Here is a 24,772-nt window from a genome sequence, read left to right as displayed (position 1 = left end):
TAAAACGATAAATTCCTTAGCGATAAATTAGTTCGCTGATTTTTTGGGATTGAGCTGTCGCCATACCAGCACGCCGCCACTCGCTAACTGAATCAAGAGAAGGCTAGTTGCCAGTGCAGCTAAAGTTGTAAAGTACGCCGCTGAATCCGAAAAGAGAACGGGAAGTCCATCTTGTAAGGCGGTCTCACGAAGATAATCCATGCGGGGAATCAACATAAACGCCACGATGGCAGTCGAGATCGCCAAAACAATAGCGGGCAGGCGCAATCGTTTGTATTCCACAAGGCCTCGCTTAATAAGTAAATTCGAGACGCTGAGGACAATAAAAGCGATCCCCAAAAAATAGTTAGCCAAGTATTGCGTAATGATGTCCGCTAGCATGCCTCCCGCTTGGATATCACTAGAGGCAATGCGCACAACAATAATGCTGAGTAACTGACCTAGCAGGCCGCCGCTCAGCAAAAGGCAAAGGCAGGTCATGACGCGATTGGTGGCTCCATGCTGATCCGGCGGCTCTGTTGAAGTGGGCTTATTGAATGGGTTAAGCGGCTGCATTTAGGAAAAGTGTTCTTAGAAAGTATTGGTATCGCTGGCATCCGAAGTATTTGCTTAGGGATGATTCAAAAAGAATGCCAAAAAAAGATCAAGCTAAGCTGATGACGTAAATTTTGTTACAAAAACCCCTTTTGGTAGTAGTCTTATACCTAAATTACTATAAGAGTGCAAACTCATATCTCCTTGCTTTATGGTCGCCTGCGGGCGACTCCTTTTTTGATCAGTCTTGAACTGCTTTGTATTTGATTCTGCTTCTCCTTGATGGGATTAACGTATAACACTATGATTCAGATACAAATTTGGGGTGATTTTGAGTGCCCTTACTCTTATCTTCAGACTGTGGCGCTGGCCAAGTTGAAGGAGCGTTATCAAGACGGTATTGAGATTATTTGGCGGGCGATTGAATTGACCCCCACGATTGGCACAATGCCGCCATCGGATTCCTACCTAAATAAATTGCAGCAAGCATCGCTGGAGCCGATTGTTCAAGAAGAAAAGCTGGCACTAGCTACTCCTGCTTTTTTGACTTACACCTGGTTGGCACAAGAGAGTGTTTGTTTTGCCAATAAGCACGGCAAATCATTGCAACTGGCATTAGCTATCTTTAAGGCAGTATTTAGTCAGGGCGGCAACATCAGCAATGAAGATGAAATCATTACGCTGGCTGAGCAAGTTGGTATCGATCCCAATGCCCTCCGCGAAGCCTTTGATGATGGGGTAGTGACTAAGCAAGCGATTGCGGATGAGGAAGAGTTCAAGGCAAACGGCTTTCAGGGCGTACCTGCCATGTTGATTGGCGAGAAGAATTTTTCACCCAAAAGCTTTATGCCGGTAACGGGCTATACCAACATCGATGAGCTGGAAAAGTTAATACCCATCAAATCACTCCTGGGTAATAACTGAGTTAAATCTGGGGTATAAGCGCTGTAAATTAGCTCAGCAAGGTCTGTTTCATTGCACACAGACCAATATTTCTGAAAAGTGCTAGGATTTAGCCATGGTAAAAAGATTGATCAGTCTCTTGCTAGTCCTATTGGTGCCCATGCAGGCCATGGCGTCCCTCAGTATGGATTTGCAAATGCAGCAAGTGCCTTCGATTGCACCTGTATCGGTCCATGTCAAATCATCTGTCAATCATGCCTGCCACCAAGAGGTGAGCGCTATCGGAACACAGGAGTCCGATACTGTTGTTGTCGATACTCAACGTAACTGCAATGCTTGTCCACTGTGCATGGCTTTTGGTCTTACAGGCGATGCAATCCTGTTGATCACTGCCGATCACCTCACGCAAAGCGTGACCCATGTCACGCAAACTTTAGTCAGCGCCGACCTCTCCGGCTTCATTAAGCCACCCATTCTGTAACTCCTTAGGATTAGTCCGCCCATTTTTAGGGCATCACTTTCTTTGGAGTCTGACATGAAAAAAATCGTTATTGCTTTACTGTGTGTTTTATCGTCCTATGCTGTTCTGGCTGTGGAGTGGGTCAATGGGGAAATTGTCCGCATTGATACTGCGCGTAACCGAATCGTGATGAAGCACGAATACATTCCTAGTATCAAAATGCATGCCATGACCATGCCGTTTGGCATTAGCAGCGGCCTCAATGTCGACTTATATAAGCCGGGCGATAAGGTGCGCTTTCAGATCAAGGTAGTGGATGGGACTCTGGACATCACCACGATGGAAAAACTGAAATGAACTTACTCCCCAAAATTAGTGGAGTAATGCTCACCCTGTTTGGTCTGGCTGGGCAGTCGTATGCTGCCCCCATGGGCTTTAAAAATAGCTGGATGTTCATGGGGGACTTTAGTAAAACCTATCAAGAGTTTTCCTTTAACTACGCAACGACCGCCAATGACGCCATTGGTTTTTCGGCCAGTGCCATGCAAACCGACGATTATTCCAAGCGTCAGCAAAATACCGAGGTGGTTTATACCCGGAAAGTAGCGCGCTGGAATCTTCCCAATGCGCAGGCCAATATCTGGTTTATTGGCGGACTGGGCTCAACTACTGGCAGTACCTTTGGGGGGTCAAAAGCAATGGCCTCACCTGGCCTGCAGGTTGATTATGAAACTACCCGCCTTTACTCGATGGCATCTGCCCGCGTATATGCGGCGCAAGGGGCAACTAGCAACATCACCACGGCACGGCTTGGGGCATCGTTTTATGAGGTGGATTACGACCAGCCACAGCCTTGGCTTGTAATTGAAGCCAGACGCATGACCTTCGTATCGAATCAGTATGAATTTACACCCATGCTTCGGGTTATTCACAATCGCTACTTTGTTGAGCTCGGCGCCAATTTATCGGGTCAGCCGCGTTTTAATTTTATGTACAACTATTAGGATGAACATCATGAAACTACTGAACTTTGTATTTGTAATCGTATTGATGGGCTTAAGTCAGGCAAGCCTTGCCAGCATGAAAGTGAGTGTCAATGGCATGGTCTGCTCCTTTTGCGCCCAAGGCATTGAAAAGAGCTTACTGAAGATGGATGAGACCAAAGCTGTATTGGTGGATCTCAAAAATAAAGTAGTAGTGGTGGAGCCGAAAGAAGGGAAGACCCTCAATGAAAAAGAGATTCGTCAAGAAATCATTGACTCGGGCTATGACGTAACTAAAGTGGAAACTATTCCGCAGACCGTTGCGCAGTTTAGAGAGCAAATGAAAGGCAAGAAATGAGCGCGGATGGCTCGCCTGATGTAAAAACGCCGTACATCAGCTCATTACTTAGCCTCTTTGCGAGTACTAGCACCTTAGTGTGCTGCGCGCTGCCTGCGCTGCTGGTCAGTCTGGGTGCTGGTGCTGCACTGGCTTCTTTGGTCGCCGTGTTTCCCCAAATTGTGTGGATTAGCGAACACAAGGAGGCGATTTTCCTGCTCAGTAGCGTCTTGATGGTGGCGGGCGGACTCATGCAATGGCGTAATCGCTATGCCCCATGCCCCGTCGATCCAGATTTACGCAAGGCTTGCCTCAGTACGCGCCGGACATCACTGCACATCTACTTCGTCAGCTTAGTTTTGCTACTCGTGGGCGGGTGGTTTGCATTCATACAGCCGCTATTGAGTTAGAAAACCCGTTTAAATGGATTAAAAATGCTGATTTCAACTCCTGCAAACAGAAATACCTCGTTTCCAATACGATAAGGTCTTACCTTAATACCTATAGATTTGGCCGATTGCATGGAACATTACCAAGTTATTACGATGTCCGACAGGGTTGCGTTGTCTTTTACAAAAAGCATGCGCTTTTTTGCGGATACCTTCTTTCAGAAACGCTACGGTCATCGTGCGGTGGTATTGGAGACGGTAGCCGGCGTTCCCGGCATGGTTGCTGGTATGTGGACGCACCTGATGAGCCTGCGCCGCATGCGCCATGGCTATGGTCCCAAGATACGGACCCTATTAGCAGAAGCTGAAAACGAGCGGATGCACTTGATGACATTCATTGAAATTGCCAAACCCAATCGGTTCGAGCGTTATTTGGTTCTCTTTGCCCAAGCCATTTTTTGGCATGTCTTTTTCTTTATCTATGTCTTTTTCCCACGCACCGCGCACCGCATTGTGGGTTACTTCGAAGAGGAGGCGGTGTATTCCTATACCGAGTATTTAAAAGAGATAGACGAAGGCAGAACACCCAATATTCCAGCCCCCCAAATTGCAATTGATTACTGGAAGCTACCAGCCAATGCAACCTTGCGCGATGTCGTGCTGGTAGTGCGCGAAGATGAAGCGGGGCATCGTGATGCGAACCATGCCTTTGCAAGCGAATACGACAAGCCCGAACAAAAGTTAAGCTAAGGCGAGGATCTGCAATGAAGATGTATGACTTAATTACCCTTGCCGAAAAAGGCATCTTAATTTTGATCGCTATCTTTACGATTATTAGCGTCGGCATCGAGATGTACACCGTGATCATCAATGGCAAGATTTCTTTAACGGATCTGTTGCTGATGTTCATCTATGCCGAAGTCCTCGGCATGGTGGCAGCTTTCTACAAATACAACAAGATTCCCATTACCATTCCGATCTTTATTGCGATTACAGCCCTGTGCCGCCTTATTATTCTGCAAGGCAAAGGCATTAGTACGATCGATTTGATTTACGAGAGCGCTGCAGTGCTACTGCTTGCAATTGCTGCGATTGTGATTCAGAGGGTGATGAAAGAATCCGATGCCGATGCCAAAGATAAAGACAAGGCCTTAGAGGAAATTCAAAAAAAGTAATAGTCTTTTTATCTACGCTCCAAGGCCTTGGCGATACCAATGGAACTGCGTAATCCTCGAGAATTGTAGGGATTACATTTTGTACCCACTCTACAGTTAGGCTTACTTTCGCCTTTAAAATTGCGTACCGAGTTATCTTTTGACCACATCTCGATACACATTATGCGTGCAAGCTATCATTTTGATATACTGTGGAGACCTATCAATTTGATAGGTATCTGGTTTGATTAGGCTGAGTAGGCCTCAAATTCAGCAACATATTCGTCGTGCCGCACTGGAGTCTATAAATGTCACCATCACCCAGCATGCAAGTATCCGCATGCGCGAACGTGCGATTACCAACGCAATGTTGTTTGATGTTTTGCGCCGGGGACTCTTAAATCGCGAACCAGAGCCTGACTTAAGGCATAGCGGTCTTACCTGTTTGATGGAGCGATATATTGCAGGTAGCAATATTGGAGCGCTTGTTAATGTTGATTTTCCGGCGGTTGGAATAGTTGTGATTACGGTCTTTGGGGTCTCATGAAAACGAAAATGTTGCATTACACCGATGGCGGCCTAAAAAACGTTTGGCTCCAAAATGGATTTGAAATTCGCAAGACGCCGCACGGCAAGGGCGTAGCAATTCATGATATTGATGGATTAACGCAGGCTATTTGCGGCGCCTTAACTGGTAAGTCGGGGCCATTAACTGGCCTAGAGTTTCGCTATATCCGCAATGGTGGAATGCTCTTGTCCCAGAATAGTTTGGCTGCCTTAATGGGTGTAGATGCTCAAACAGTGGCCCGCTGGGAAAAACATGGCCGATTGCCTAAATGGGCGGATAAGATGATTCGACTGCTATTTATGGCGCATGCTGATGGAGATCAGGCGATTAGCTTAGTAATGGCGCGTATTAGTGCGGTTGAGCGCTTAATCAACCAGAAAATCGTCGTACGTGAGGTTCGTAATAAAGGGTGGCGCTCCGATTTAGTTGATGCAGGGAAAGCACTTGCCTGATTTATTATTTATACAACAGAAGCGCTTTATCTAACTCCGCTTTCACTTTATTCTTTAGGCCAGCCGGCCCCATTACTTCAACCCCGGAGCCGTGCTTCAAAATATCCATGATGAGCTCCGGATCTTGGTTGTAATCAAACTCCAAGTTATAAAAGCCTTCCTTATCAAAGCTACCTACTTGTTGGCCATGCCACTTTTCAGTCGCAACCCAGCGGGCATGCTCGGGATTAAAGCGTAATTTAGCGCGCTGTGTTGCCTTCCCAGAAAAGATGCCATAGCTTTCTGCAAAATGTTCTTGCGCTTGCTTTTCAGAAACCTCATCGGCTTTGAGATTGGTAAGTGCCGCTTTGCGAATGCCATCGACAGCAAAGCTACGTAATTCTTTACGCAGGTGGCAGTAAGCATCGAGGTACCAGTTCTCACGGTAAAAGATGAGGCGCTGCGGAGAAATAATGCGCTGGGTTAATTCATCTTTGCCTTTGGAGTAATAGGCTACATCCAAGCGATTGCGTTTGAGTAGGGCGGCGCCAATCTCCGCAAAGTTCTCGATGCTGTTCTTGCGGCTACCCATGCCCAATACCTTGATGCGTTTGCGCAGTTCCTTGGCGGTGGTTTCAGATTGACCCAAGATGCCATCGATGATGGCCGTGAGGGGTTCAATGTGCGGACCAATTAAGCCGCCTTGATCCAGCGATGATAGTAAGTGCTGCATGAGAACGAGTGCAGTAGCTTCTTTTTCGGTAAACCACAAGCCCGGCAATTCGGTTTTCTCGGCATCTTGTGGGTTCTCAAATTGATAGCCGCCTGCGTAGCGGTCATAAATGATGGAGGCGTTCATGCGGCTACGGAGGTATTCGAGATCCCGCTTAAAGGTAGCCTCAGAAATCTCAAGCTCATCTAAAAAGGCCTGTTTCGGCACACTTTTTCGTGCCTGAATCATGTACTTGATGCGGTGCAGTCGCTCCATGTCACTCATGGCATTTCCTTAATAAATAGAACTAATAGCAATTAAAGCAGATTAAATGCTTAATGGCTCATTAGGTGAGCTTGTAGCTGGCCCCCATTTACCTGAATGAGCCTGTATAGCCCCGTCACAAAAGCCGTTAAAATCCCCACATGAATTCAGATAATCAGCCCTCAAACTCTAAAAAACTGCGCCCATTGCCACGCTGGATCTTTATGTCCCGTTGGTTACAGGCACCGCTCTACATTGGCCTGATAGTGGCGCAGGGGGTTTATGTATGGCAGTTCTGGCTGGAGCTGATCCATCTTTTAAGCATGATGGCCGACAACAACATGACCGAAACGGCATTGATGTTGATCGTCTTGGGTTTGATTGATGTGGTGATGATCTCCAATTTATTGGTGATGGTCATCGTAGGCGGCTGGGAGACCTTTGTGTCTCGCCTTGATCTGCAAGACCATCCGGATCAGCCTGAGTGGCTATCCCACGTCAACGCGGGGGTACTCAAAGTAAAGCTGGCCACTGCCATCATCGGCATTTCATCGATCCATTTGCTCAAGACCTTTATTAATGCCGCTTCCTATGATGAAAAAACACTCTTGTGGCAGACGGTCATTCATGTGACCTTTGTTATTTCTGCCATTGCCATCGCCTACACCGACAAGATCATTAATTCAGTACACAAGCCTAAGCATTGAGCGCCTCAATTGAATAGGTGTGGAGTTTGATTATGACGCGCCGCAATTCGCCCAATCAAATCCATGACTTAGCCGATCTCAGTCAGCTGGGAGAGATTGTGGTGGATAAGCGCCTAGGCCAGCGTGCACAGGCTAAAAAGTCACGACGTAACCGCCATTACGAAAAGCAATTTATTCGCAATACTTTATCGCGGGCTGTTAGCACCGAACCCACCGAAACCGATGCCCTGCTGGGAGTGCCCCTAATAATTTAGGGGATTAAGGCAGCTCGAATCGCATCATTTCGCTTAAAAAACCGCATCTGCAAACAGGCACATCAAACACCTCGTTTGATCTTGTTTTTGCAAAATACGCGCCGGTGTATTTCAACTATGATGAAGCAAGTCAACAAAAGCCGGAGCGCGCAATATGAACCCCCAAGAAAAAGTCCAATTGGAGCAGTTTTTACAACAGCTCAATAGCACCCAGGCAGGAACTAAAGACAGCGATGCTGATTCCTTAATTGCGGAATCAATCAAACGGCAGCCCGACGCATCTTATCTATTAGTCCAGCGCGCCATGGGTTTAGAAATGGCCTTGCAAGTCGCGCAAAAACAAATGGCAGAGATGCAGGCAAAAATCGACCAAGCCAATCCAGCAAACAAACCCAGCTCAGGCTTTTTGAGTGGCATTAATTCCTGGGGTAGGGCAGCGCCAACTCAAGCCACGTCAGCAAATGCAATGGCTGCACGTCCAGCAGCAGGTGCAGCACAGCCAAGCGCATGGGGATCGGGCATGCTTGGCACAATCGCAACGACTGCGATTGGAGTGGTGGCAGGCTCTATGCTCTACCAAGGCATTCAGAGCATGATGGGACATAACAGCACTCCGGATGCTGGTAATGGATTGGGCCATTCCAATACTCCTGCAGATTCAGGCCAGCAGGTGGCACAAAATTACGACAACAACGTTACTGACTATGACAGCGACTTTGGTGGCGACTTTGATAGTGATGGGTTTGCTTAATCCGCATTGCCATCAACATTGACCACACTTTTGCAGAAGTTTTGCTTACTGATTACTCATTTAATCCATCTGAATCTTGGCGCGCTCAATTACAGTGCGCCAGCGCTGCGTATCTGCCGTCATAAATTGATTTGCCTGTTGGGCATTCATAAATTTCACAGTGGCGCCTAACCGTGCAATCGATTCAGCCACGTCTTTTTGGGCAATCACTTTCTGTAGGCTTGACTGCAAGCGCTGGCTTACTGTATCTGGAATTCCTTTGGGTGCGGCTAGGCCAAACCATGCTGTTACCAAAAAATTAGGAAAACCGGACTCAACCATTGTGGGCACATTTGGCAAAGCGGGATTACGCTCCGCACTGGTTACTGCCAGTGGTTTTAACTTACCGCCATTAATTAAGCCCATTGCTGGGGGTAAATTATCAAACATAAAATCAACTTCTTTTGCGATTACAGCCACATTTGCAAAAGAGGAGCCACGATAGGGAATGTGCAAGACAAAAATTTCTGCTTGGCTTTTGAGCATTTCAGCACTCAGATTTAATGAGGTGCCATAGCCGTTAGAGGCGTAATTGAGTTTTCCGGGATTGGCTTTTGCACGTTTGACTAAATCGGCTACCGAATTTATCCCAGATTCGGGATTCACCAATAAGACATTTGGCAGCTGACCAAAAATCGCAATAGGCTCAATACTGGCTGGATTGTATGGCAGGGTTTTATAGAGAACAGGACTAATACTCAGTGGTGCCGAAGCCATTAATAAGGTGTATCCATCCGGAGCTGCTTTTGCAACCTCTGCCGCCCCCAGGTTTCCGCCCGCACCAGCCTTATTGTCAATCACAATCGTTTGCCCTAATTCTTTTGAGAGTGCGGGGGTGATTAAGCGGGCCGCATTATCAATTAGGCCGCCAGGAGGAAAGGGCACCACAAGTTTGATGGGCTTATTGGGATAGGTCTGTGCGGCAACGGTATTAAAAACTACTGTACTGAGGAGAATAGAAGCCAATGCTACAAATTGTCTATAAATACGCATACAGATCCTTATTAATATGAATAACTAATTTAAACACCTTATATCCATTGAGTTTATAGTGGTATACCTTATATTTACGTAAAATCCAATGATGAATACATCTGCAAACGTATTTCCTGCGGTAGGGTTGATTGGGCTAGGTGCAATGGGCCTCGGTATGGCAAATTCATTAAGGCGGGCAGGCGTAAAACTGCATGTATTTGATATCCGACCGGAAGTGGCAACAGCTTTTGCAGAACAGGGCGGCATTGCCTGTTCTTCGGTTTCGGAGCTTGCAAAATCATGCAACGTGGTGATCTCGGTGGTCGTGAACGCAGAACAAACCGATTCCATCCTATTTGGACCTCAGGGCTGTGCGCATACATTATCGCCAGGCAGTATTTTTGTAATGTGCTCGACGGTGGATCCGAATTGGTCCATCAATACTGAAAAAAAATTAGCCGAATTAGGCGTCTTATATCTGGATGCACCCATCTCAGGTGGAGCGGCCCGCGCTGCCAAGGGTGAAATCACGATGATGATTTCAGGAAATCCCAAGGCATTTGCTATTGCAGAGCCACTTTTCGAGGCAATGGCTGCGAAGATTTATAAACTGGGTGATCAAGCGGGTGCCGGTAGTAAAGTGAAGATCATTAATCAGTTATTGGCTGGTGTTCACATTGCAGCCGCTGCCGAAGCAATGGCGCTGGGCATTCGGGAAGGCGTTGATCCCGAAGCGCTGTATGAGGTAATTACGAATAGCGCAGGCAATAGCTGGATGTTTGAAAATCGGATGGCCCATGTTTTAGCCGCCGATTACACCCCCTTATCGGCAGTTGATATTTTTGTAAAAGACCTCGGATTAGTTCTGGATGTTGCGCGCGCAACGAAGTTTCCGCTACCACTATCGTCAACCGCACACCAAATGTTTATGCAGGCCTCAACTGCGGGTTATGCAAAAGAAGACGATAGTGCCGTGATTAAGATTTTCCCCGGCATTGAGTTACCCAAAAAGAAAACGGGGTAAGGAATATTTTAATTTCAGTCTTTATCCCTGATGCAAGATTTGAGAGCATCGTATTAAGCCTGTAAATGAAAACCCTGCAACGAGTCATCGACATAACTTTATCGTGTAACTTATGAGACCCATTTTACTTGGCTGCATTGCCGATGATTTCACAGGCGCTACGGATTTAGCGAATAACTTAGTTCGCTCTGGTATGCGTACGCTTCAAACCATTGGCATTCCAGAAGTAAGCAATGATGCCCAGGTTGATGCCGTTGTTATTTCACTTAAGACCAGGACAATTCCTGTAGACGAGGCGATTGAGCAGTCCCTGAGAGCGCTTGCGTGGCTAAAGGCATCCGGTGCGCAGCAAATTTATTTCAAGTACTGCTCGACTTTTGACAGTACTGCGAACGGCAATATTGGGCCAGTAGCAGAGGCTCTAATGAGGGCATTAGATACTGATTTCACGATTGCTACCCCCGCCTTTCCTGAAAATAAGCGCTTTGTATTTCAGGGCCACTTATTTTTAGGTGATCAATTGCTTAATGAAAGTGGAATGCAAAATCACCCACTGACTCCGATGCATGACTCCAATCTTGTCCGAGTTTTGCAATCGCAATGTCAATTGCCGATTGGTCTAATTGACCATCAGTGTGTCAATGAGGGTAGTCAGACGATTGAAGCTAAATTTCAAGAGCTGCATTCAAATTCTGTTGGTATTGCTATTGTGGATGCGATTTCGAATCGGGATTTATTTGAAATCGGCCGCGCCTGTAAGGCGCTGCCACTCGTAACTGGCGCATCGGGCATTGCTATCGGCCTGCCTCAAAATTTTTCCCTAAGTGAAGCAAGCCAAGCCGAACTTCTACCAGCCGCAACTGGCTTACAAGCCATCCTTTCCGGAAGTTGCTCGCAAGCGAGTAACTTACAAGTTGCTGCTTTTATTAAAGCCGGCCTACCTGCTTATCAAATCAATCCTTTAGCCTTGGCTAATAACCCAGATACGATCCAGCACGCCATTGATTGGGCAATTGCGCATGTTCAGCAGGGACCCGTTTTAATTTATTCGACGGCTGATCCAGATGCAGTGAAGGCAATACAGAACCAGCTTGGCATTGCAGAGGCAGGTAATTTGATTGAAAATGCCTTAGCAGCAATTGCCCAAGGGCTGGTTGCGGCCGGAGTGCGGCAGCTGATTGTTGCTGGTGGTGAAGTATCAGGGGCTTGTGTACAGGCACTGGGTATTAAGCAGTTGCAAATAGGGACGCAAATAGATCCAGGCGTGCCTTGGTGTTACGCCAAAGCTGAAGTCATTCAAAATCAAGGAATTCACCTTGCCCTGAAATCAGGTAATTTTGGATCTCCCGACTTTTTTCTTAAATCATTTAGGATGCTCACATGAATGAGTCATTTGCCCGTGAAGAAATTTGCCGAATTGGTAAGAGCCTTTTTGATCGCGGCTATGTTCATGCCACAGCCGGAAACATTAGTATCCAATTAGAGGATGCTCTTTTAATTACCCCTTCTGATGCGTGCTTGGGTTTTTTGGACCCAGCACGTTTAGCCAAAATTGGTCGTGATGGGCAACAGCAAAGCGGTGATCGCGCCAGTAAGACAGTCGTTTTACATCAAGCAATTTACCAATCCGCCAAGCAATTTAGTCCAAACACGCAATGCGTTATTCATACCCACAGTACGAATTGCGTTAGCTTATCCATGCAACTCGATACCCCTGAGCTTTTGCAAGCAATCACACCATACTTTGTGATGAAAGTAGGCCATGTGCCCCTAATAGCCTACGACTATCCAGGTAGCCCAGCGATTGCAAAACAGGTTGCGCAGACAATAACAAACTATGGGCAAGCGAATAAAGTTATTCGCGCTGTGATGCTGCAACGCCTTGGGCCTAATGTGTGGCATGACTCTCCGTCTGCGGCAATGGCAACCTTAGAAGAGCTGGAAGAAACAGCGAAATTAGTTTGCTTTAGCAATACACCAATACCTGCACTTACAGATGAGCAAATTAATCAGTTACGTAATAATTTTTCTGCAAGCTGGTGATGTATTGGCATCATGAATGCACAGGATCTGTGCAATGCATCGGCGCGCAGATTAGGGAGTTAAGGCGTGAGCACGCATTTCGTAAATTCTCTATATACTTTTTTTATTGTTATAAATCTATCAAAACATGACACGCTATCTCAAATCAGTCCTTTGCCTTTGTCTCTTTGCTACTTCACTAGGATTAAGTGCGCAAACCGTCTTGCGCGTAACCACCATTCCAGAGGAAGCTGCAACCGAGCAGATGCGTAAATTTGGTCCGTTGACCAAGTATCTAGAGCGTACAGTAGGCACTAAGGTCGATTTTGTCCCGGTCAATGACTATCCTGCCGCAGTAGAAGCGCTGGTGAACAAGCAGGTTGAGCTGGTATGGTTTGGTGGGTTCACCTATGTTCAAGCTCAAATTCGTTCTGGCGGAAAGATCGTTCCAATTGCACAGCGTGAAGAAGACACCAAGTTTCGGTCCGTATTTATTACCCAAACTAATTCGGGTATCAAAAGTCTGGCTGATTTAAAAGGAAAGCAAGTTAGCTTTGGCTCGCAATCGAGCACGTCGGGTCATTTAATGCCACGCTCCTTTTTGCTAGAAGCTGGCATCGATCCTGACAAAGACTTTAAACGTGTGGCCTACTCTGGAGCGCACGATGCAACCATTGCATCGGTTGTGAGTGGCCGTGTTGATGCGGCGGCGCTGGATATAACGGTTTGGCGTAAATTTGTTGCAGAAAACAAGGTTGACACAAGTAAAGTCGACGTTTTTTATACAACCCCGCCATACTTTAATTACAACTGGTCGGTACACGCAGACATGCCAGCAGCGCAGCGTGAAAAAATTACTGCAGCCTTGCTTGATCTCAATATGAATAACCCAGAGGGTAAAGAAATCTTGACCCTGAATCGTGCTACCAAATACATCCCCACTAAACCAGAAAACTACAAAGGTCTGGAGAGCGCAGGACGAAGTGCTGGCTTGATTCGTTAATTGACTCCGTGCAGAGCCATATTATTAATCGCAACGACTTTGGCATTGAGCTGAGCGATGTCACTGCTCAGCATCCTGCAGCATCTGTAAATGCTTCTCCGGCAATTCAAGGACTCAACTTAGCCATCAAGCCGGGGGAGCATGTCGCTATTATCGGCCCCTCCGGATCCGGCAAAACCAGCTGCTTGCTAGTGATTGCCGCTGCTTTAAAAGTACAGTCTGGAAACGTCGCTATAAATCACCAGTCGGTTTGGAAGCTGCCGACGCGTAAACTACAAAAATTACGCGGCAACCTTTTTTACGCGCCGCAAACGCCACCACTGCCCCCTAGGCAGCGTGTCATTACTGCACTCCTTGCCGCCAAATTACCGGGACAGTCTTTCTTTTCTAGCCTGATGAGCCTGATTTATCCCCGGGATATAAATGAAGCGAGTGAGGCACTTGCGCAATTTGATCTTGCCGATAAGCTTTGGCAACGGGTAGACCGCCTTTCTGGTGGTGAGCGCCAGCGTGTGGGATTAGCCCGTGCTTTATTAGCACCTGCAAAGATCTGGTTAATTGACGAGCCGCTTTCGGCTTTAGATCCGACCCGAGCACAACAGGCCATAGAAAGCTTGATTACACATGCAAAAGAGCATGGAGTTACTTTAATTACAAGCTTGCACCAAGTGGATGTAGCAACGAGCCAATTTCCACGGGTCATTGGCTTGCGTGATGGAAAGTTGGTCTTTGATCTTCCGAGCAGTGAGGTCAGTAAAGAATTGTTGGCAGATCTATATCGGCAACATGAACACGAGCTTGATCAAAGCACACCTGTCACGCTAGATAGCCTACCTGAGCCAGCGCCGGTCAAGATTATTCACTGTCGGTAATAAAGCAGTGCCTAGCTCTTTAGCCCCACCCATGAACCCTGAGCTAAGAGACCCAGCTTGGAAGGGACGCCTGTTCTGGTCTATCGCGATCATTATTCTTCTAGTGCCCGCTTTAGTAGCAACGGAGTTTAAGCCTTGGATTTTGCTGGAATCCGAGAATCTCAAAGTAAGCTCTCGATTTCTGGCTGACTTTTTCCCTCCCAATACGCAGCCTGATTTTTTGTTACTGGTTGCCAAGGAGGCATGGCGAACCATTGCGATTGCTACTGCCGGTACTTTTTTAGCACTGCTACTGGCAATCCCACTGACATTAATCTCAACCCGTGTGTTATCGATCTCATCCTTATCAGGACGAATGCATCATTTGCCTTTTGCTGTACGTCAACTCGTGCGTTGGGTATTAATCATCATTCGCAGTGTTCCTGAGTTAATTTGGGCTTTAGTATTTGTGCGGGTTGTCGGTCTCGGGCCAGCCGCAGGGGTCTTAGCCATTGGCCTAACCTACGCTGGCATGCTGGGTAAGGTCTATACCGAGATTCTCGAGAGTGGCGATCATCAGGTTTCCAGTAATTTAATGCGCAATGGCTCTAGCCGCCTACAAGCATTCTTTTATGGAGTCTTGCCACAGAATTTAACTGAACTGACTAGCTACACCGTATATCGCTGGGAATGCGCCATTCGGGCTTCGGCAGTCCTTGGTTTTGTTGGGGCAGGGGGCCTAGGGCAGCAGCTTGATAATTCGATGCGGATGTTTAATGGCGGCGAAGTAGCAACCATTTTGATTGTCTTTATGTTACTCGTTGGTTTAGCGGATCTATTAAGTGCCTGGCTCAGAAAGATCTTGCAATGATCAATCCGCACCCAAATCCATGGTTTCGTTGGAACTGCTCCGTGTGCTGGGTCACACTCGGCCTATTCCTTTTAACGATCCTGAGTTTTTGGACTCTGGATCTTCAGTTAGAGCGCTTATTTTCGGTTGATAGTGCCAAGCGGATGGGGCGGTTTTTAGGTGAGCTTCTATCGCCTGATGTACGCCCAGTTTTTTTAAATAAACTGTGGATCGCGAGTATTGAGACCTTGACCATGTCGGCGGTCGGCACGATCTTGGCGGTTCTTTTTGGTTTACTGCTGGCGATTCCGGCTAGTAAAAGTCATCCCGGTGACCCTGCGCATTGGCGTTTTTTATGTCGACTCGTACTCAATGGCCTGCGCTCAATACCCGAACTCGTATGGGCAGCCTTAGTCTTGATATCAGCTGGATTGGGACCATTTGCTGGTACCTTAGCGTTGGCGCTGCACACGACGGGTGTTCTGGGTCGCTTATTTTCGGAGTCGATCGAGAACGCGCCGCAAGCAGCAGCCCATGCTTTGCGTGTGCAAGGCGCCTCAGAGAGCCAAGTATTTTTATACGCGACCTTGCCAACGATCATTCCGCAACTCATGTCCTATTCCCTGTATCGCTGGGAGAACAATATTCGGGCGGCTGCTATTTTGGGCGTTGTGGGTGGTGGCGGACTAGGGCAAATGTTGGCGTTTCATATGGGGCTATTTCAAATGCAAGAGACCAGCAGTATCTTAATCGCCATGATATTGCTCGTTGTTCTGGTCGATAGCGTGTCTTACACTGCAAGACGTCTGATGTCGCGCTAGCCCAAGCAAAGCCCTCCGAATATAATCAAGAGGCGCGTATCTTTAAGGCGCCAGAATCGCAATTCCATACCCCATGCCCCATCCCTCATTAGCCGATCACCTCCTATATGAACCCTATCCGAATGCTGCGCATTTAGATGGCTGGTTGGTAAGTACGAACAGTCTGACGCGCAGCATTCTGGAGAATATGCGACCGGGTGATGAATCGGTTCCAATTAATGCCAATTTAAATCCCCCGCATTGGGAGTTCGGTCACCTCACGTGGTTCCATGAGTTTTGGGTGCATCGCCTTGGGCAGACATATATTCCATCCCTATTGCGTGATGCGGATTATCTGTTTAATTCCTCGGAAATTGCCCATCGGGATCGATGGTCAATCCCGATTCCATCATTGGATACATTGCTTGACTACAATGCCCGCGTTATGCAAAAGACGCGGGAGCTTCTAGCAAAATCGATTGATGCTGAGAAGGCTTACTTTATTCAGCTGGCGATTTTTCATCAGGATATGCATAACGAGGCGTTTGCGTATATGTGGCAGACCTTAGGCTATCCAGCGCCATTCCAGCCATTTTCTCAAGCTAAATTGGCCAGCAATCAACCATCCTCATTTATTCATTTTCCAGAAACCAATCGCATGGTTGGCTCTAAACCCAAAAGCGGCTTCATTTTTGATAATGAAAAGTGGGCGCATTCGATAACGCTACCCGCTTTTAGTATTGCAGAGCAGGCCGTGAGCAATGCTGACTATTTGGAGTTTATTGAATCACCTACCAATCAAGCAGACTTGAACCCAGTAACAGTGCCAATGCATTGGAAAAAAGAGGGGGGAGCGTGGTACCAGCGCTATTTTGATGCGTGGCAGAGTTTTTCTGAGTATGAGCCTGTGCGGCATATTTCCTATCAGGATGCCAAACGGTATTGTGATTGGCGTCAGTTGCGCCTTCCTACTGAGCATGAGCTGGGTTTATTAATGGCTCAAAAACAAGATGATTGGCAGCCGTCCCATTTATGGGAATGGACCAGCAGCCCTTTTACCCCCTTTCCTGGATTTAGCAGTGATCCCTATACCGATTACTCCCAGCCCTGGTTTGATGGCAACTACCAGGTCTTAAAGGGGTGGAGTATGTATACCCCAGAGCGCTTAAGGCGCAGTCAATTTCGTAATTTTTATGCCCCGCATCGCCAAGACCACTTTTGTGGCTTTCGCACGTGTTTACTCTAAATTGAGTAAGCTTAGCTAGTTCTGGCATTTGCCATTTTTTTAATACTGAATACATTCTTTATGACTACTACTTATAACGGCCGCCTGACCTCTTTATCGCATGGTGGAGGCTGTGGCTGCAAGATTGCACCCGGGATCCTGAGCGATATTCTGAAAGCCTCACCCATCCGCAATTTACCTGCTGCGTTACTCGCCGGATCTGACAATAATGAAGATGCCGCGGTCTATCAAATTAATGAGCATCAAGCGATCGTTGCAACAACGGATTTCTTTATGCCCATCGTGGATGATCCATTTGAGTTTGGCCGGATTGCCGCAACCAATGCCATTTCGGATATCTATGCCATGGGTGCCCAGCCTCTGTTTGCGCTCGCCCTATTAGGTATGCCGATTGGAGTTTTACCGTTAGAGGTAATTCAACAAGTTACTGCTGGCGGGGAATCGGTTTGCAATGATGCGCGCATCATGATCGCTGGCGGCCACTCGATTGATACGGTCGAACCAATTTATGGCTTGGTTGCGATTGGTGTCGTGGACCCCAAAAAACTCAAGCTCAATAGTGGCGCTAGAGCAGGTGACAGCATTATTTTGAGTAAGCCATTAGGGGTGGGCATACTCTCTGCGGCCCTCAAAAAAGAGCTACTCTCCGAGGCAGGCTATCAAGAGATGATTACGCTGACCACCAAATTGAATAAGCCTGGCGTTGCCCTGGCACAGCTCGACGGTGTCCATGCCCTAACGGATGTCACCGGTTTTGGATTGGCGGGACATCTTCTGGAAATGGCTAGGGGATCCAAGTTAATGGCGCAAGTGAATTGGGATGCCATTCCAGTCATTCAGGAAGCAGTAGAGCACGTCAAGGCCGACATATATACAGGCGCCTCTACGCGCAATTGGGCTGGCTACGGCAGTGAAGTCAAACTCGCGAGTAACTTAGCGCTGTGGCAACAAAACCTATTGACCGATCCCCAGACGAGTGGCGGCCTACTCATCTCCTGTGCCCCAGAGCAAGAGACTGAAGTTCTCTCGATTCTCAATTCAGGAGGCTTTGCTAGCGCCCGGAAAATAGGCCATTTTGCTGCGGGCACAGGACTATCCGTTGTATAGGTAGGCTATTCAGTGAAACAGACCTTGCCTCAAGAATTGCATCGCAGCCTAACTGCCGATGTGCCATTCATATCCCCTAAGTTTTTCTACGATGACATCGGCTCGCATCTCTTTGATGTGATTACATTGCTTGAGGAGTATTACCCAACGCGCACAGAGCAATGGATCATGGATGCCAATCGGGCTGCTATTGCGAAGGCTGTAGGCGACTGCGACGTGTTGCTTGATCTTGGAGCAGGCAATTGCGCCAAGGCAAGTCAGCTTTTCAATAGCATTAAACCCAAGCAATACCGCGCGCTGGATATTTCAAAAGAGTATCTGGAAGCGGCTGTTGCTGATCTGCAAAAACAGTTTCCCTACATCGCCATGCGCGCAGAAGCGATTGACTTAAGCTTGCCCCTGGCATTTCCGGATATTGCAGAGCGTCGCAAGATCTTCTTCTTTCCGGGGTCTTCGATTGGAAACTACGATCCCGAAAAAGCGGATCAATTTTTTGCTAATCTCGCTCAGGAGTGCCATGGCAATGGCGGCCTTTTAATCGGCGTTGACTTAGTCAAGGATCATGAAACCCTAAACCTTGCCTACAACGATCCTTTGGGCGTTACTGCAGCATTTAATTTAAATATTCTTTTAAACGTCAATCGAATCACTGGTAGTCACTTTAATCTGCACGATTGGGAGCATTACGCCTTTTTTAACGAATCACAGTCTCGCATTGAGATGCACCTGCGTGCGCGATCGGATGTAACGGTGAGCCTCCCAGGTGATGGCACGAAAGAGCGTGCCATTGCGTTTAAAGCGGGTGATTTGATCCATACCGAAAATAGCTATAAATATACTGAAGATGGTTTTACAGAAAAGCTCCGCCGCGCAGGGTTTGGCAATCTCCAAACGTGGACAGATCCCAAGAAGCACTTTTTAGTGTGCTTCGCCAATGCAAATAAATAAGGGAATTAAGCGCTATTACTACATCGTTACTGCGTCATTAATGCACTCACCAACGCGTGAATCGATTGTTTCTCCCGCGCCGGTGTAATCAGCTCTCTCCGTAATTCAATGTGCTTTTGTAGTGAGGCGTAAAAGGTGGGAACCATTTCCGCGCGATACAAAAGAGTAGCCAGAGCATTCTCATCGGCTACTGGGTAGTAAGCAGGGTAATCCTCGCCCAGCAAGCCGCGATTACCTGGAATATCAGATGCGATCACCGGTATGCCGAGCGCAATTGCCTCGGAGACGACGTGAGCGCCACCTTCCATGCGGCTAGAAATCACCATGAGGCGACTTTGAGATAGCGTCTTTAAGGCATCCGCATGACTTACCTCACCAAGCCATTGGTAGCGATCGATTGTTGCATTGAAGTTTGTGGCCTGGTCTTTCATTTGCGTGTTCATCGCCTGACCTAAATGCGTAACCGTGATTTTGGAATCGGCTGGCAATAGCGGTAGGCTACGTACTATACAAAATGGATCCTTCTCTTCCCGCAGGTGCCCAATCACGCTGACTAAAAAATCTTCTTTAGTCGCTGAATCCCCATTTTCCCTATCAATATCAATCTCAACCGATTGATAGACCACCTGGACTTTATGTCGAAGATGGGTCGGTATTGAATTGATTGCAGATGACTGCAAGACTACTAACTGATCTGCTATCTCCATTGATTGAATCACCTCACTGTGATTTTCGATATCGCGATAGATGTCAGTCCCGGTCAAAATTAAAACGATGGGTCTGCCGGGATACTTTTTCTTAAACTCGACTATCGATTGGTGGCTGCGATAGGCATGCAGGGCGACTAATAAGTCAGCGTCACCTCCAGACCACGACTCGGTGACCTCCGCCGAATAGCCAAGCTCCTCCAAAAACCCTTGCCAGCGCAGCGCAGTGATCCGGTTTCCATGAAGACTCCCAGCTGGTGCCGGGGTCACGATTTCAATAAGGGGTTTGATGTTTGGCCTTTATTAATTGGTCTTATGTTTGAGTTTAGGCGTCAGTAAGGCTTGCGCTAACAAAGCCAAAATAGCCGCCGGAATAGCTCCAGCCAGCATGAGGGCATGGTCATTGACCGCAAGCCCAGCCACGATGCGATCGCCAAAGCCGCCAGCGCCAACGAGCGCTGCCAGGGTACATGTACCGACGCCGATGACGGTAGCGGATGCAAGGCCGGCCATGATGACCGACCTGGCGGATGGAAGCTCAATGGATAAAAGCAATTGCCTGTTACTGCAACCTAGGGCGAGCGCCGCTTCTTTTAAATTAGCAGGTACTTCCATGAGGCCAATGTGAGTTGCATTCACAATCGGTAGCAAGCCATACAGAAAGAGGGCGATAACGGCCGGAACAGCGCCAATTTGATCTAAAGCGGCTATTAGGATCGTCAGTAAAGCCAGCGATGGAATGGTCTGCAAGATCCCGGCTGCACCTAGTATCCAAACTGCAAAACGTGGGCGGCGCTGTGCCACTACACCTAAAGGAATGCCGACGAACAGGGCAAGCGTTGAAGAAATGACGACTAAGAGAACATGATCTCGCAGCGCTTTAAAAAAATCAGGCCCAAAGAGGAGTTTAAAAAAGCGGGAGGAAGTCGATGCATTGCCCTCTTGAGTGGATGCGGAGTTTAAAAAGGTTCTAGCCACTTCTTCAAAATTAGCGCCTGCTTCGGCTTGCCCATTGAGTTTGGCCATTGCCGCTTCATTTAGGCGGTTGCTTAAGTGTTGCAGCGGCTTATCATCAAAATCAGAGCGCATTAAAAGCACTGCGTCGTAACGCGGAAATGCCTGCCGATCATCCTCGAGCAAGACTAAGTTTTGTTTCTCAATGGCTGCATCGGTGGTATACGCATCGACAATATCGACATCACCCCGAGCAAGGGCGCCATAGGCTAGACCATGCTCCAAAACGGTTTGGGGTCTAACTGTAAGGTTGTAGCCTTTCGCAAGGGCTGGCCATCCATCTATTCGCGTCTTGAATTCTGGGGACAAGGCAATGCGCAGTGTCGCTTGTTGCTCCGGCGTTAACTTTGCAATGTCGCTGATTTTTTTAAGACCCAAGGCATTCGCACGATCGGCTTTCATGGCCAACGCGTAGGAATTATTAAAGCCCAGCGGCACCGCCACTTTAAGCCCCATGGGCGCTAGCATGGCATTGAGCTCAGCAAGTGAAACCGAAGTCTCTGGCCGCTTTAGTATCTCGCGCACAATAGTGCCGGTGTATTCGGGGTAAATATCAATTTGCCCAGTGGTGAGGGCTTTTAGGACGATTGCAGTATTGCCAAGACCTTGGCGATGTGTCGATTGAACCCCAGCATCGCGCAAGGATAGATTAACGATCTCTCCCAGTACGTAACTCTCGGTAAATCGTTTTGATCCAACAGTCACTTTTTGTTCGGCCGGCTGTGCCATAGCCGTGAAGCTAAATGCCAGACCTAGGTAGAGGCTGACTTTGATCCAGGCGCGAAGAATAGATCGATTAATTGACAAAGCGATTGGATACCTTTATTTGACAGATTCCATCATAAATCACGAATCCAGTAATGGCATTACGCCGTTTTCAGTCGACGGCTTTTGCGCGTGCGCTCATAAAAATCATCGGGCTTTAGGCGAACCCACGCGATAAAGCCCACTATCTCTTCCTGCTGTTTTAGCAGTTCAATCGAGTTGTATTGGCGGGCTAGCTCGGTTTCTGTAAAAACCGCATGAATCTGTCGGTGGCAAATGCGGTGCAGTACGGCAGTAATGCGACCGCCATGGGACTTTGGAATCAGGTGGTGTTCGTCGCGTTGCAGCTTGGGTATTGCTCTATCGCATAGCGGACAAATCACTTCTTCTGGCTGAAGCGCTATGAATTTACTCTGCTCAACCAGAATTTGTTTCTTCTTAATGCGCCCAGTCACGATAAAACAATCGCTTAAGGCTTATACGGCTTGGGCAGTGGCCTCCCATCAAGCCATGCATCTAGCGTTTCCGTAATCCCTTTAGCAAAGGCAGCAAAAATCGGTTCAGCCACAAAACCCAAATGCGGTGTCACTAATAGGTTGGGAGTATTGCGCAGTACATCATCTGCTGGCAGTGGCTCCACATCAAACACATCAATTGCCGCTTGTGCGGGCGACCCTTTCTTGAGTGCACTGGCTAAGTCGGGCATCGCAATTAACGCCGAGCGCGAGGTATTGACCAAAATCGAATCAGGGCGCATCAGCGCCAACTGATCGGCGCCGATGATGCCTTTGGTGCCCGGCCCTGCAACCAAATGCAGGCTCACCACTTTTGAAGTACTCAATAGCTCATCCAGACTGACCGACTTTGCATTTTCAGCAGCAGCGCGCTCCGGCGTCATATTCGGACTCCACGTCACCACTTCCATACCGAAAGCACGACCAACCCGAGCAACTCGGCTACCAATGGCGCCTAAACCGAGGATGCCAAGGCGTTGCCCGGAGAGCATCGGTAAAACAGAATGGGCATCGCGCCAGCCGCCGCTAGCAAGTAAGGTGCGCTGTTCCACTAAGCGCTTTGCAGTCCCCAGTATTAATGCCCATGTGAGTTCCGCAGTGGTTTCTTTAGATGGGCCGCCGGGGGTGCATGCAATTGGAATATTGCGCGAGAGTAGTGCAGCTGCATCGAGTGTGCCGTTGCGCTCGCCCGTAAACATCAATAACTTCAATTTACTTAGGCGCGTAATCAGCGCCTCATTAAATGGCGAGCGATCGCGCACGATCACAATCACATCGGCATCCTTCACGGCTTCATAGAGGGCCTCACCCTGAAGGGGCTCATGGTGAATGGTGATCTTGGCGCGTTGATCCAAGGCTTCCCAATTAGAGAAGCGGCGTAAGGCGCGTTCGTAATCGCCCAGAATGACGATATTGGCTAACGGGGGCATGTTGGATTCTTCATGTAAGGTAAAGTTCAATATTAATAGGTAATCGATACGGCGCCATTAGATCAAAAAAGATGCCATGCAAATCCCAAAAGAAATTGTAATCATAGGAGATGGTTACGCTGCGGCTGTAATGGCAATGCATTTGCTACGTAAAGGCATTGCGGGTGACGCAATGACGATAATTGGGCCGAGAGTAGCGGGCAAAGGAAATGCCTATGGCTGCGCCAACCCCTTCTTTCGCCTCAATATCCGTGAGGACTTGCCCACTATTTTTTCAGAAGATCCTTTGCACTTTGCGCGATGGGCTAAAGACCACACGAATGACCCAGATGCAAAGACCGGTGCCGGGTCTTTTTATCGACGCCGTGATTTTGGAAGCTACGTTGTTCAATTACTTCACGATACCCAGGGCGCTCCAGAAATAGAGCACGTCTTAGCAAAGGTAAAACAGTTAAGGCCGGAGAGTGGTCACTGGACTATTGCACTCGATGATGGCAGTCAATTGAGCGCAAATCGGGTGATTATTGCAACGGGTAATGCGCCGCCAGTATGGCCCTGCGCCGTCAGTAGCTCAGCTCAATCTTCAGAGCGCTTGGTCGAAAATCCCTGGCCTGGCGATTACCTCGAACGCATTCGTCCGGATGATCACGTTATTTTGCTTGGTGGCGGTTTGACTGCGCTGGATGCCATTAGTGCGCTGGTAGGCCAAGGTCATCGCGGCATGGTAAGCGTGATTAGTCCGCGCGCTATTTTTCCGCCTGTCCAGGCTCTATGGAAACGCTGTAATCAGCCGCAAATGCCAAAGAACTTAAGTCCAAGAGGCCTAGTTTGCTTCATGCGTCATTATTTGCCCAAGATGCCTGCCGATAGCCCAGAGTGGCAGAGTGCCTGGGAGGAGTTACGGCCGCATTTGAACGAGGTTTGGCAGCAGTTTTCGGCGCATGATCGGCGCACTTTACTAAAGAGGGTAGGTTGGGTTTGGTCCTTGTATCGTTTTAGGGCATCCCCTCAAACCATCGCTGCCTACGCATATTTACAGACACGCAATCAAGTCCAGTTTGCATTGGGACGCGCTAAGCACATTACGCATTTGGAAGAAAAAATTCGTGTGCAGATGTCGAGTGGTACAGAGCTGGTGGGCGATCGCATTATTAATTGCACTGGAGTTGGATCAGACCCTCTCACCAATGAGCTAATCGCAAGCGGCCTTGTAGCCTCCGATGCCTTACTGCAATCCATCGCAGTCAATACAGATTTTCGAGTGATGAACCCAGAGCAGGAGCCATACGCCAACTTATGGATGATTGGCCCAGCCACGATGGGAAGCCTCGGTGATGTCGTTGCCTCTAGTGCAATTGCGAAGCAGGCAGAGCAATTGGCAGGGCAGATTACAGAGTAGCGAACATATTCTGCTTTTTGATCCATTTATTCTTTATTTGTATTTTTCGTAGCACTATGTAATACTGTACATATATACAGTATTAATTGATTTAATGGGATTCTTTCGCCCTAAATCGTTAAGGCTCATCC

The 24,772-nt window shown here is 47.9% G+C and carries 31 protein-coding genes; 24 read left to right on the top strand and 7 right to left on the bottom strand.

Features of this window, described 5'->3' with window-relative positions; translation table 11 throughout:
- Positions 1-27: 27 nt before the first annotated feature.
- Entirely contained in the window at positions 28-555 is a 528-nt protein-coding gene (locus tag AOC34_RS06090; protein WP_108469230.1) for a hypothetical protein, read from the bottom strand.
- Between the two features lie 282 nt (positions 556-837).
- Between AOC34_RS06090 and AOC34_RS06085 the strand changes: the two genes are divergently transcribed.
- The 10 genes from AOC34_RS06085 to AOC34_RS06040 all read left to right on the top strand — a co-directional run bounded on the left by AOC34_RS06085 (position 838) and on the right by AOC34_RS06040 (position 5,780).
- A complete protein-coding gene (locus AOC34_RS06085) occupies positions 838-1,458 on the top strand; it encodes a DsbA family oxidoreductase (protein ID WP_159074825.1) in 621 nt (206 codons plus the stop codon).
- 94 nt (positions 1,459-1,552) lie between these two features.
- Positions 1,553-1,918 carry a hypothetical protein gene (locus AOC34_RS06080; protein WP_108469228.1) on the top strand — a complete coding sequence of 122 codons (366 nt, stop codon included), beginning with the start codon at positions 1,553-1,555 and terminating at the stop codon, positions 1,916-1,918.
- Between the two features lie 54 nt (positions 1,919-1,972).
- Positions 1,973-2,254, top strand: coding sequence for a copper-binding protein (locus tag AOC34_RS06075; RefSeq protein ID WP_108469227.1), 282 nt, complete (start codon positions 1,973-1,975; stop codon positions 2,252-2,254).
- Positions 2,251-2,901, top strand: coding sequence for a hypothetical protein (locus tag AOC34_RS06070; protein WP_234408055.1), 651 nt, complete (start codon positions 2,251-2,253; stop codon positions 2,899-2,901). The genes AOC34_RS06075 and AOC34_RS06070 overlap by 4 nt, the downstream gene beginning before the upstream one ends.
- 10 nt (positions 2,902-2,911) lie before the next feature.
- The gene (locus AOC34_RS06065; RefSeq protein ID WP_108470087.1) at positions 2,912-3,238 is read left to right on the top strand and encodes a heavy-metal-associated domain-containing protein; all 327 of its coding nucleotides are present in this window, start codon (positions 2,912-2,914) and stop codon (positions 3,236-3,238) included.
- Positions 3,235-3,627 carry a hypothetical protein gene (locus tag AOC34_RS06060; protein WP_108469225.1) on the top strand — a complete coding sequence of 131 codons (393 nt, stop codon included), beginning with the start codon at positions 3,235-3,237 and terminating at the stop codon, positions 3,625-3,627. Before AOC34_RS06065 ends, AOC34_RS06060 begins: the two co-directional genes overlap by 4 nt.
- 111 nt (positions 3,628-3,738) lie before the next feature.
- Positions 3,739-4,356, top strand: coding sequence for an alternative oxidase (locus tag AOC34_RS06055; protein ID WP_108469224.1), 618 nt, complete (start codon positions 3,739-3,741; stop codon positions 4,354-4,356).
- A 14-nt stretch (positions 4,357-4,370) separates the two neighbouring features.
- On the top strand, positions 4,371-4,781 hold the full coding sequence (locus AOC34_RS06050; RefSeq protein WP_108469223.1) for a phosphate-starvation-inducible PsiE family protein: 411 nt from the start codon (positions 4,371-4,373) through the stop codon (positions 4,779-4,781).
- A gap of 223 nt (positions 4,782-5,004) precedes the next feature.
- Positions 5,005-5,307, top strand: a complete 303-nt coding sequence (locus tag AOC34_RS06045; RefSeq protein WP_159074824.1) for a DUF4258 domain-containing protein — start codon at positions 5,005-5,007, stop codon at positions 5,305-5,307.
- A complete protein-coding gene (locus AOC34_RS06040; protein WP_108469221.1) occupies positions 5,304-5,780 on the top strand; it encodes a helix-turn-helix domain-containing protein in 477 nt (158 codons plus the stop codon). Before AOC34_RS06045 ends, AOC34_RS06040 begins: the two co-directional genes overlap by 4 nt.
- Before the next feature lie 4 nt (positions 5,781-5,784).
- Here AOC34_RS06040 and AOC34_RS06035 read toward each other — a convergent pair whose 3' ends face one another.
- The gene (locus tag AOC34_RS06035; RefSeq protein WP_108469220.1) at positions 5,785-6,756 is read right to left on the bottom strand and encodes a helix-turn-helix transcriptional regulator; all 972 of its coding nucleotides are present in this window, start codon (positions 6,754-6,756) and stop codon (positions 5,785-5,787) included.
- 140 nt (positions 6,757-6,896) lie between these two features.
- On the opposite strand from AOC34_RS06035, the gene AOC34_RS06030 reads away from it, so the two are divergent.
- The 3 genes from AOC34_RS06030 to AOC34_RS06020 all read left to right on the top strand — a co-directional run bounded on the left by AOC34_RS06030 (position 6,897) and on the right by AOC34_RS06020 (position 8,447).
- Complete coding sequence (locus AOC34_RS06030; RefSeq protein ID WP_108469219.1) at positions 6,897-7,442, top strand: TIGR00645 family protein; 546 nt, start codon at positions 6,897-6,899, stop codon at positions 7,440-7,442.
- Positions 7,443-7,474: 32 nt separating this feature from the next.
- A complete protein-coding gene (locus AOC34_RS06025) occupies positions 7,475-7,696 on the top strand; it encodes a hypothetical protein (RefSeq protein ID WP_108469218.1) in 222 nt (73 codons plus the stop codon).
- Between the two features lie 154 nt (positions 7,697-7,850).
- Complete coding sequence (locus tag AOC34_RS06020) at positions 7,851-8,447, top strand: DUF2076 domain-containing protein (RefSeq protein WP_108469217.1); 597 nt, start codon at positions 7,851-7,853, stop codon at positions 8,445-8,447.
- A 60-nt stretch (positions 8,448-8,507) separates the two neighbouring features.
- On the opposite strand, the gene AOC34_RS06015 is transcribed toward AOC34_RS06020, so the two are convergent.
- Positions 8,508-9,479, bottom strand: a complete 972-nt coding sequence (locus AOC34_RS06015; RefSeq protein ID WP_108469216.1) for a Bug family tripartite tricarboxylate transporter substrate binding protein — start codon at positions 9,477-9,479, stop codon at positions 8,508-8,510.
- Positions 9,480-9,570: 91 nt separating this feature from the next.
- On the opposite strand from AOC34_RS06015, the gene ltnD reads away from it, so the two are divergent.
- The 10 genes from ltnD to egtD all read left to right on the top strand — a co-directional run bounded on the left by ltnD (position 9,571) and on the right by egtD (position 19,312).
- Positions 9,571-10,485, top strand: coding sequence for an L-threonate dehydrogenase (gene ltnD / locus AOC34_RS06010; protein ID WP_108469215.1), 915 nt, complete (start codon positions 9,571-9,573; stop codon positions 10,483-10,485).
- A gap of 112 nt (positions 10,486-10,597) precedes the next feature.
- The gene (otnK, locus tag AOC34_RS06005; protein ID WP_108469214.1) at positions 10,598-11,869 is read left to right on the top strand and encodes a 3-oxo-tetronate kinase; all 1,272 of its coding nucleotides are present in this window, start codon (positions 10,598-10,600) and stop codon (positions 11,867-11,869) included.
- Positions 11,866-12,528, top strand: a complete 663-nt coding sequence (locus tag AOC34_RS06000; protein WP_108469213.1) for a class II aldolase/adducin family protein — start codon at positions 11,866-11,868, stop codon at positions 12,526-12,528. The genes otnK and AOC34_RS06000 overlap by 4 nt, the downstream gene beginning before the upstream one ends.
- Positions 12,529-12,655: 127 nt before the next feature.
- The gene (locus tag AOC34_RS05995) at positions 12,656-13,510 is read left to right on the top strand and encodes a putative selenate ABC transporter substrate-binding protein (RefSeq protein WP_108469212.1); all 855 of its coding nucleotides are present in this window, start codon (positions 12,656-12,658) and stop codon (positions 13,508-13,510) included.
- 8 nt (positions 13,511-13,518) lie between these two features.
- Entirely contained in the window at positions 13,519-14,382 is an 864-nt protein-coding gene (locus tag AOC34_RS05990) for a phosphonate ABC transporter ATP-binding protein (RefSeq protein ID WP_234408054.1), read from the top strand.
- Between the two features lie 31 nt (positions 14,383-14,413).
- Positions 14,414-15,232, top strand: a complete 819-nt coding sequence (locus AOC34_RS05985; protein ID WP_108469211.1) for a PhnE/PtxC family ABC transporter permease — start codon at positions 14,414-14,416, stop codon at positions 15,230-15,232.
- Complete coding sequence (phnE, locus tag AOC34_RS05980; protein ID WP_108469210.1) at positions 15,229-16,032, top strand: phosphonate ABC transporter, permease protein PhnE; 804 nt, start codon at positions 15,229-15,231, stop codon at positions 16,030-16,032. Before AOC34_RS05985 ends, phnE begins: the two co-directional genes overlap by 4 nt.
- Positions 16,033-16,105: 73 nt before the next feature.
- Positions 16,106-17,257 carry an SUMF1/EgtB/PvdO family nonheme iron enzyme gene (locus tag AOC34_RS05975; RefSeq protein WP_108469209.1) on the top strand — a complete coding sequence of 384 codons (1,152 nt, stop codon included), beginning with the start codon at positions 16,106-16,108 and terminating at the stop codon, positions 17,255-17,257.
- 60 nt (positions 17,258-17,317) lie between these two features.
- Positions 17,318-18,364 (top strand): selenide, water dikinase SelD, encoded by a 1,047-nt coding sequence (gene selD / locus AOC34_RS05970; RefSeq protein WP_108469208.1) that lies wholly within the window; start codon positions 17,318-17,320, stop codon positions 18,362-18,364.
- A 12-nt stretch (positions 18,365-18,376) separates the two neighbouring features.
- The gene (gene egtD, locus AOC34_RS05965; RefSeq protein WP_234408053.1) at positions 18,377-19,312 is read left to right on the top strand and encodes an L-histidine N(alpha)-methyltransferase; all 936 of its coding nucleotides are present in this window, start codon (positions 18,377-18,379) and stop codon (positions 19,310-19,312) included.
- Positions 19,313-19,338: 26 nt separating this feature from the next.
- Here the strand turns inward: egtD and senB are convergent, their stop codons facing one another.
- The 4 genes from senB to AOC34_RS05945 all read right to left on the bottom strand — a co-directional run bounded on the left by senB (position 19,339) and on the right by AOC34_RS05945 (position 23,242).
- Positions 19,339-20,289, bottom strand: a complete 951-nt coding sequence (gene senB / locus AOC34_RS05960) for a selenoneine biosynthesis selenosugar synthase SenB (protein ID WP_159074823.1) — start codon at positions 20,287-20,289, stop codon at positions 19,339-19,341.
- 33 nt (positions 20,290-20,322) lie between these two features.
- Positions 20,323-21,762, bottom strand: coding sequence for a glycine betaine ABC transporter substrate-binding protein (locus AOC34_RS05955; RefSeq protein ID WP_108469206.1), 1,440 nt, complete (start codon positions 21,760-21,762; stop codon positions 20,323-20,325).
- A 137-nt stretch (positions 21,763-21,899) separates the two neighbouring features.
- Entirely contained in the window at positions 21,900-22,253 is a 354-nt protein-coding gene (locus tag AOC34_RS05950) for an HNH endonuclease (protein WP_234408052.1), read from the bottom strand.
- 14 nt (positions 22,254-22,267) lie between these two features.
- Complete coding sequence (locus AOC34_RS05945) at positions 22,268-23,242, bottom strand: D-2-hydroxyacid dehydrogenase family protein (RefSeq protein WP_108469205.1); 975 nt, start codon at positions 23,240-23,242, stop codon at positions 22,268-22,270.
- A gap of 76 nt (positions 23,243-23,318) precedes the next feature.
- Here AOC34_RS05945 and AOC34_RS05940 point away from each other — a divergent pair, with 76 nt between their 5' ends.
- Positions 23,319-24,641 (top strand): FAD/NAD(P)-binding protein, encoded by a 1,323-nt coding sequence (locus AOC34_RS05940; protein ID WP_108469204.1) that lies wholly within the window; start codon positions 23,319-23,321, stop codon positions 24,639-24,641.
- Positions 24,642-24,772: the final 131 nt, after the last annotated feature.

Origin of the sequence: Polynucleobacter difficilis (assembly GCF_003065365.1) — a bacterium.
Taxonomy (GTDB): Bacteria; Pseudomonadota; Gammaproteobacteria; order Burkholderiales; family Burkholderiaceae; genus Polynucleobacter; species Polynucleobacter difficilis.
This window is presented reverse-complemented; position numbering and strand designations above follow the sequence as displayed.

What these genes read in the sequence shown, in the direction of transcription:
- AOC34_RS05975 (WP_108469209.1), top strand. Translation starts at nt 16,106, where the DNA reads ATGCCCCATCCCTCATTAGCCGATCACCTCCTATATGAACCCTATCCG.
- AOC34_RS05940 (WP_108469204.1), top strand. Translation starts at nt 23,319, where the DNA reads ATGCAAATCCCAAAAGAAATTGTAATCATAGGAGATGGTTACGCTGCG.
- AOC34_RS06070 (WP_234408055.1), top strand. Translation starts at nt 2,251, where the DNA reads ATGAACTTACTCCCCAAAATTAGTGGAGTAATGCTCACCCTGTTTGGT.
- AOC34_RS05995 (WP_108469212.1), top strand. Translation starts at nt 12,656, where the DNA reads ATGACACGCTATCTCAAATCAGTCCTTTGCCTTTGTCTCTTTGCTACT.
- AOC34_RS06020 (WP_108469217.1), top strand. Translation starts at nt 7,851, where the DNA reads ATGAACCCCCAAGAAAAAGTCCAATTGGAGCAGTTTTTACAACAGCTC.
- AOC34_RS05955 (WP_108469206.1), bottom strand. Translation starts at nt 21,762, where the DNA reads ATGGCACAGCCGGCCGAACAAAAAGTGACTGTTGGATCAAAACGATTT.
- AOC34_RS06040 (WP_108469221.1), top strand. Translation starts at nt 5,304, where the DNA reads ATGAAAACGAAAATGTTGCATTACACCGATGGCGGCCTAAAAAACGTT.
- AOC34_RS06080 (WP_108469228.1), top strand. Translation starts at nt 1,553, where the DNA reads ATGGTAAAAAGATTGATCAGTCTCTTGCTAGTCCTATTGGTGCCCATG.
- AOC34_RS05945 (WP_108469205.1), bottom strand. Translation starts at nt 23,242, where the DNA reads ATGCCCCCGTTAGCCAATATCGTCATTCTGGGCGATTACGAACGCGCC.
- selD (WP_108469208.1), top strand. Translation starts at nt 17,318, where the DNA reads ATGACTACTACTTATAACGGCCGCCTGACCTCTTTATCGCATGGTGGA.
- AOC34_RS05985 (WP_108469211.1), top strand. Translation starts at nt 14,414, where the DNA reads ATGAACCCTGAGCTAAGAGACCCAGCTTGGAAGGGACGCCTGTTCTGG.
- AOC34_RS06075 (WP_108469227.1), top strand. Translation starts at nt 1,973, where the DNA reads ATGAAAAAAATCGTTATTGCTTTACTGTGTGTTTTATCGTCCTATGCT.
- AOC34_RS06055 (WP_108469224.1), top strand. Translation starts at nt 3,739, where the DNA reads ATGGAACATTACCAAGTTATTACGATGTCCGACAGGGTTGCGTTGTCT.
- AOC34_RS06085 (WP_159074825.1), top strand. Translation starts at nt 838, where the DNA reads ATGATTCAGATACAAATTTGGGGTGATTTTGAGTGCCCTTACTCTTAT.
- AOC34_RS06030 (WP_108469219.1), top strand. Translation starts at nt 6,897, where the DNA reads ATGAATTCAGATAATCAGCCCTCAAACTCTAAAAAACTGCGCCCATTG.
- AOC34_RS06015 (WP_108469216.1), bottom strand. Translation starts at nt 9,479, where the DNA reads ATGCGTATTTATAGACAATTTGTAGCATTGGCTTCTATTCTCCTCAGT.
- AOC34_RS06065 (WP_108470087.1), top strand. Translation starts at nt 2,912, where the DNA reads ATGAAACTACTGAACTTTGTATTTGTAATCGTATTGATGGGCTTAAGT.
- AOC34_RS06035 (WP_108469220.1), bottom strand. Translation starts at nt 6,756, where the DNA reads ATGAGTGACATGGAGCGACTGCACCGCATCAAGTACATGATTCAGGCA.
- AOC34_RS06000 (WP_108469213.1), top strand. Translation starts at nt 11,866, where the DNA reads ATGAATGAGTCATTTGCCCGTGAAGAAATTTGCCGAATTGGTAAGAGC.
- AOC34_RS06050 (WP_108469223.1), top strand. Translation starts at nt 4,371, where the DNA reads ATGAAGATGTATGACTTAATTACCCTTGCCGAAAAAGGCATCTTAATT.
- ltnD (WP_108469215.1), top strand. Translation starts at nt 9,571, where the DNA reads ATGAATACATCTGCAAACGTATTTCCTGCGGTAGGGTTGATTGGGCTA.
- otnK (WP_108469214.1), top strand. Translation starts at nt 10,598, where the DNA reads ATGAGACCCATTTTACTTGGCTGCATTGCCGATGATTTCACAGGCGCT.
- AOC34_RS06025 (WP_108469218.1), top strand. Translation starts at nt 7,475, where the DNA reads ATGACGCGCCGCAATTCGCCCAATCAAATCCATGACTTAGCCGATCTC.
- AOC34_RS06090 (WP_108469230.1), bottom strand. Translation starts at nt 555, where the DNA reads ATGCAGCCGCTTAACCCATTCAATAAGCCCACTTCAACAGAGCCGCCG.
- phnE (WP_108469210.1), top strand. Translation starts at nt 15,229, where the DNA reads ATGATCAATCCGCACCCAAATCCATGGTTTCGTTGGAACTGCTCCGTG.
- AOC34_RS06060 (WP_108469225.1), top strand. Translation starts at nt 3,235, where the DNA reads ATGAGCGCGGATGGCTCGCCTGATGTAAAAACGCCGTACATCAGCTCA.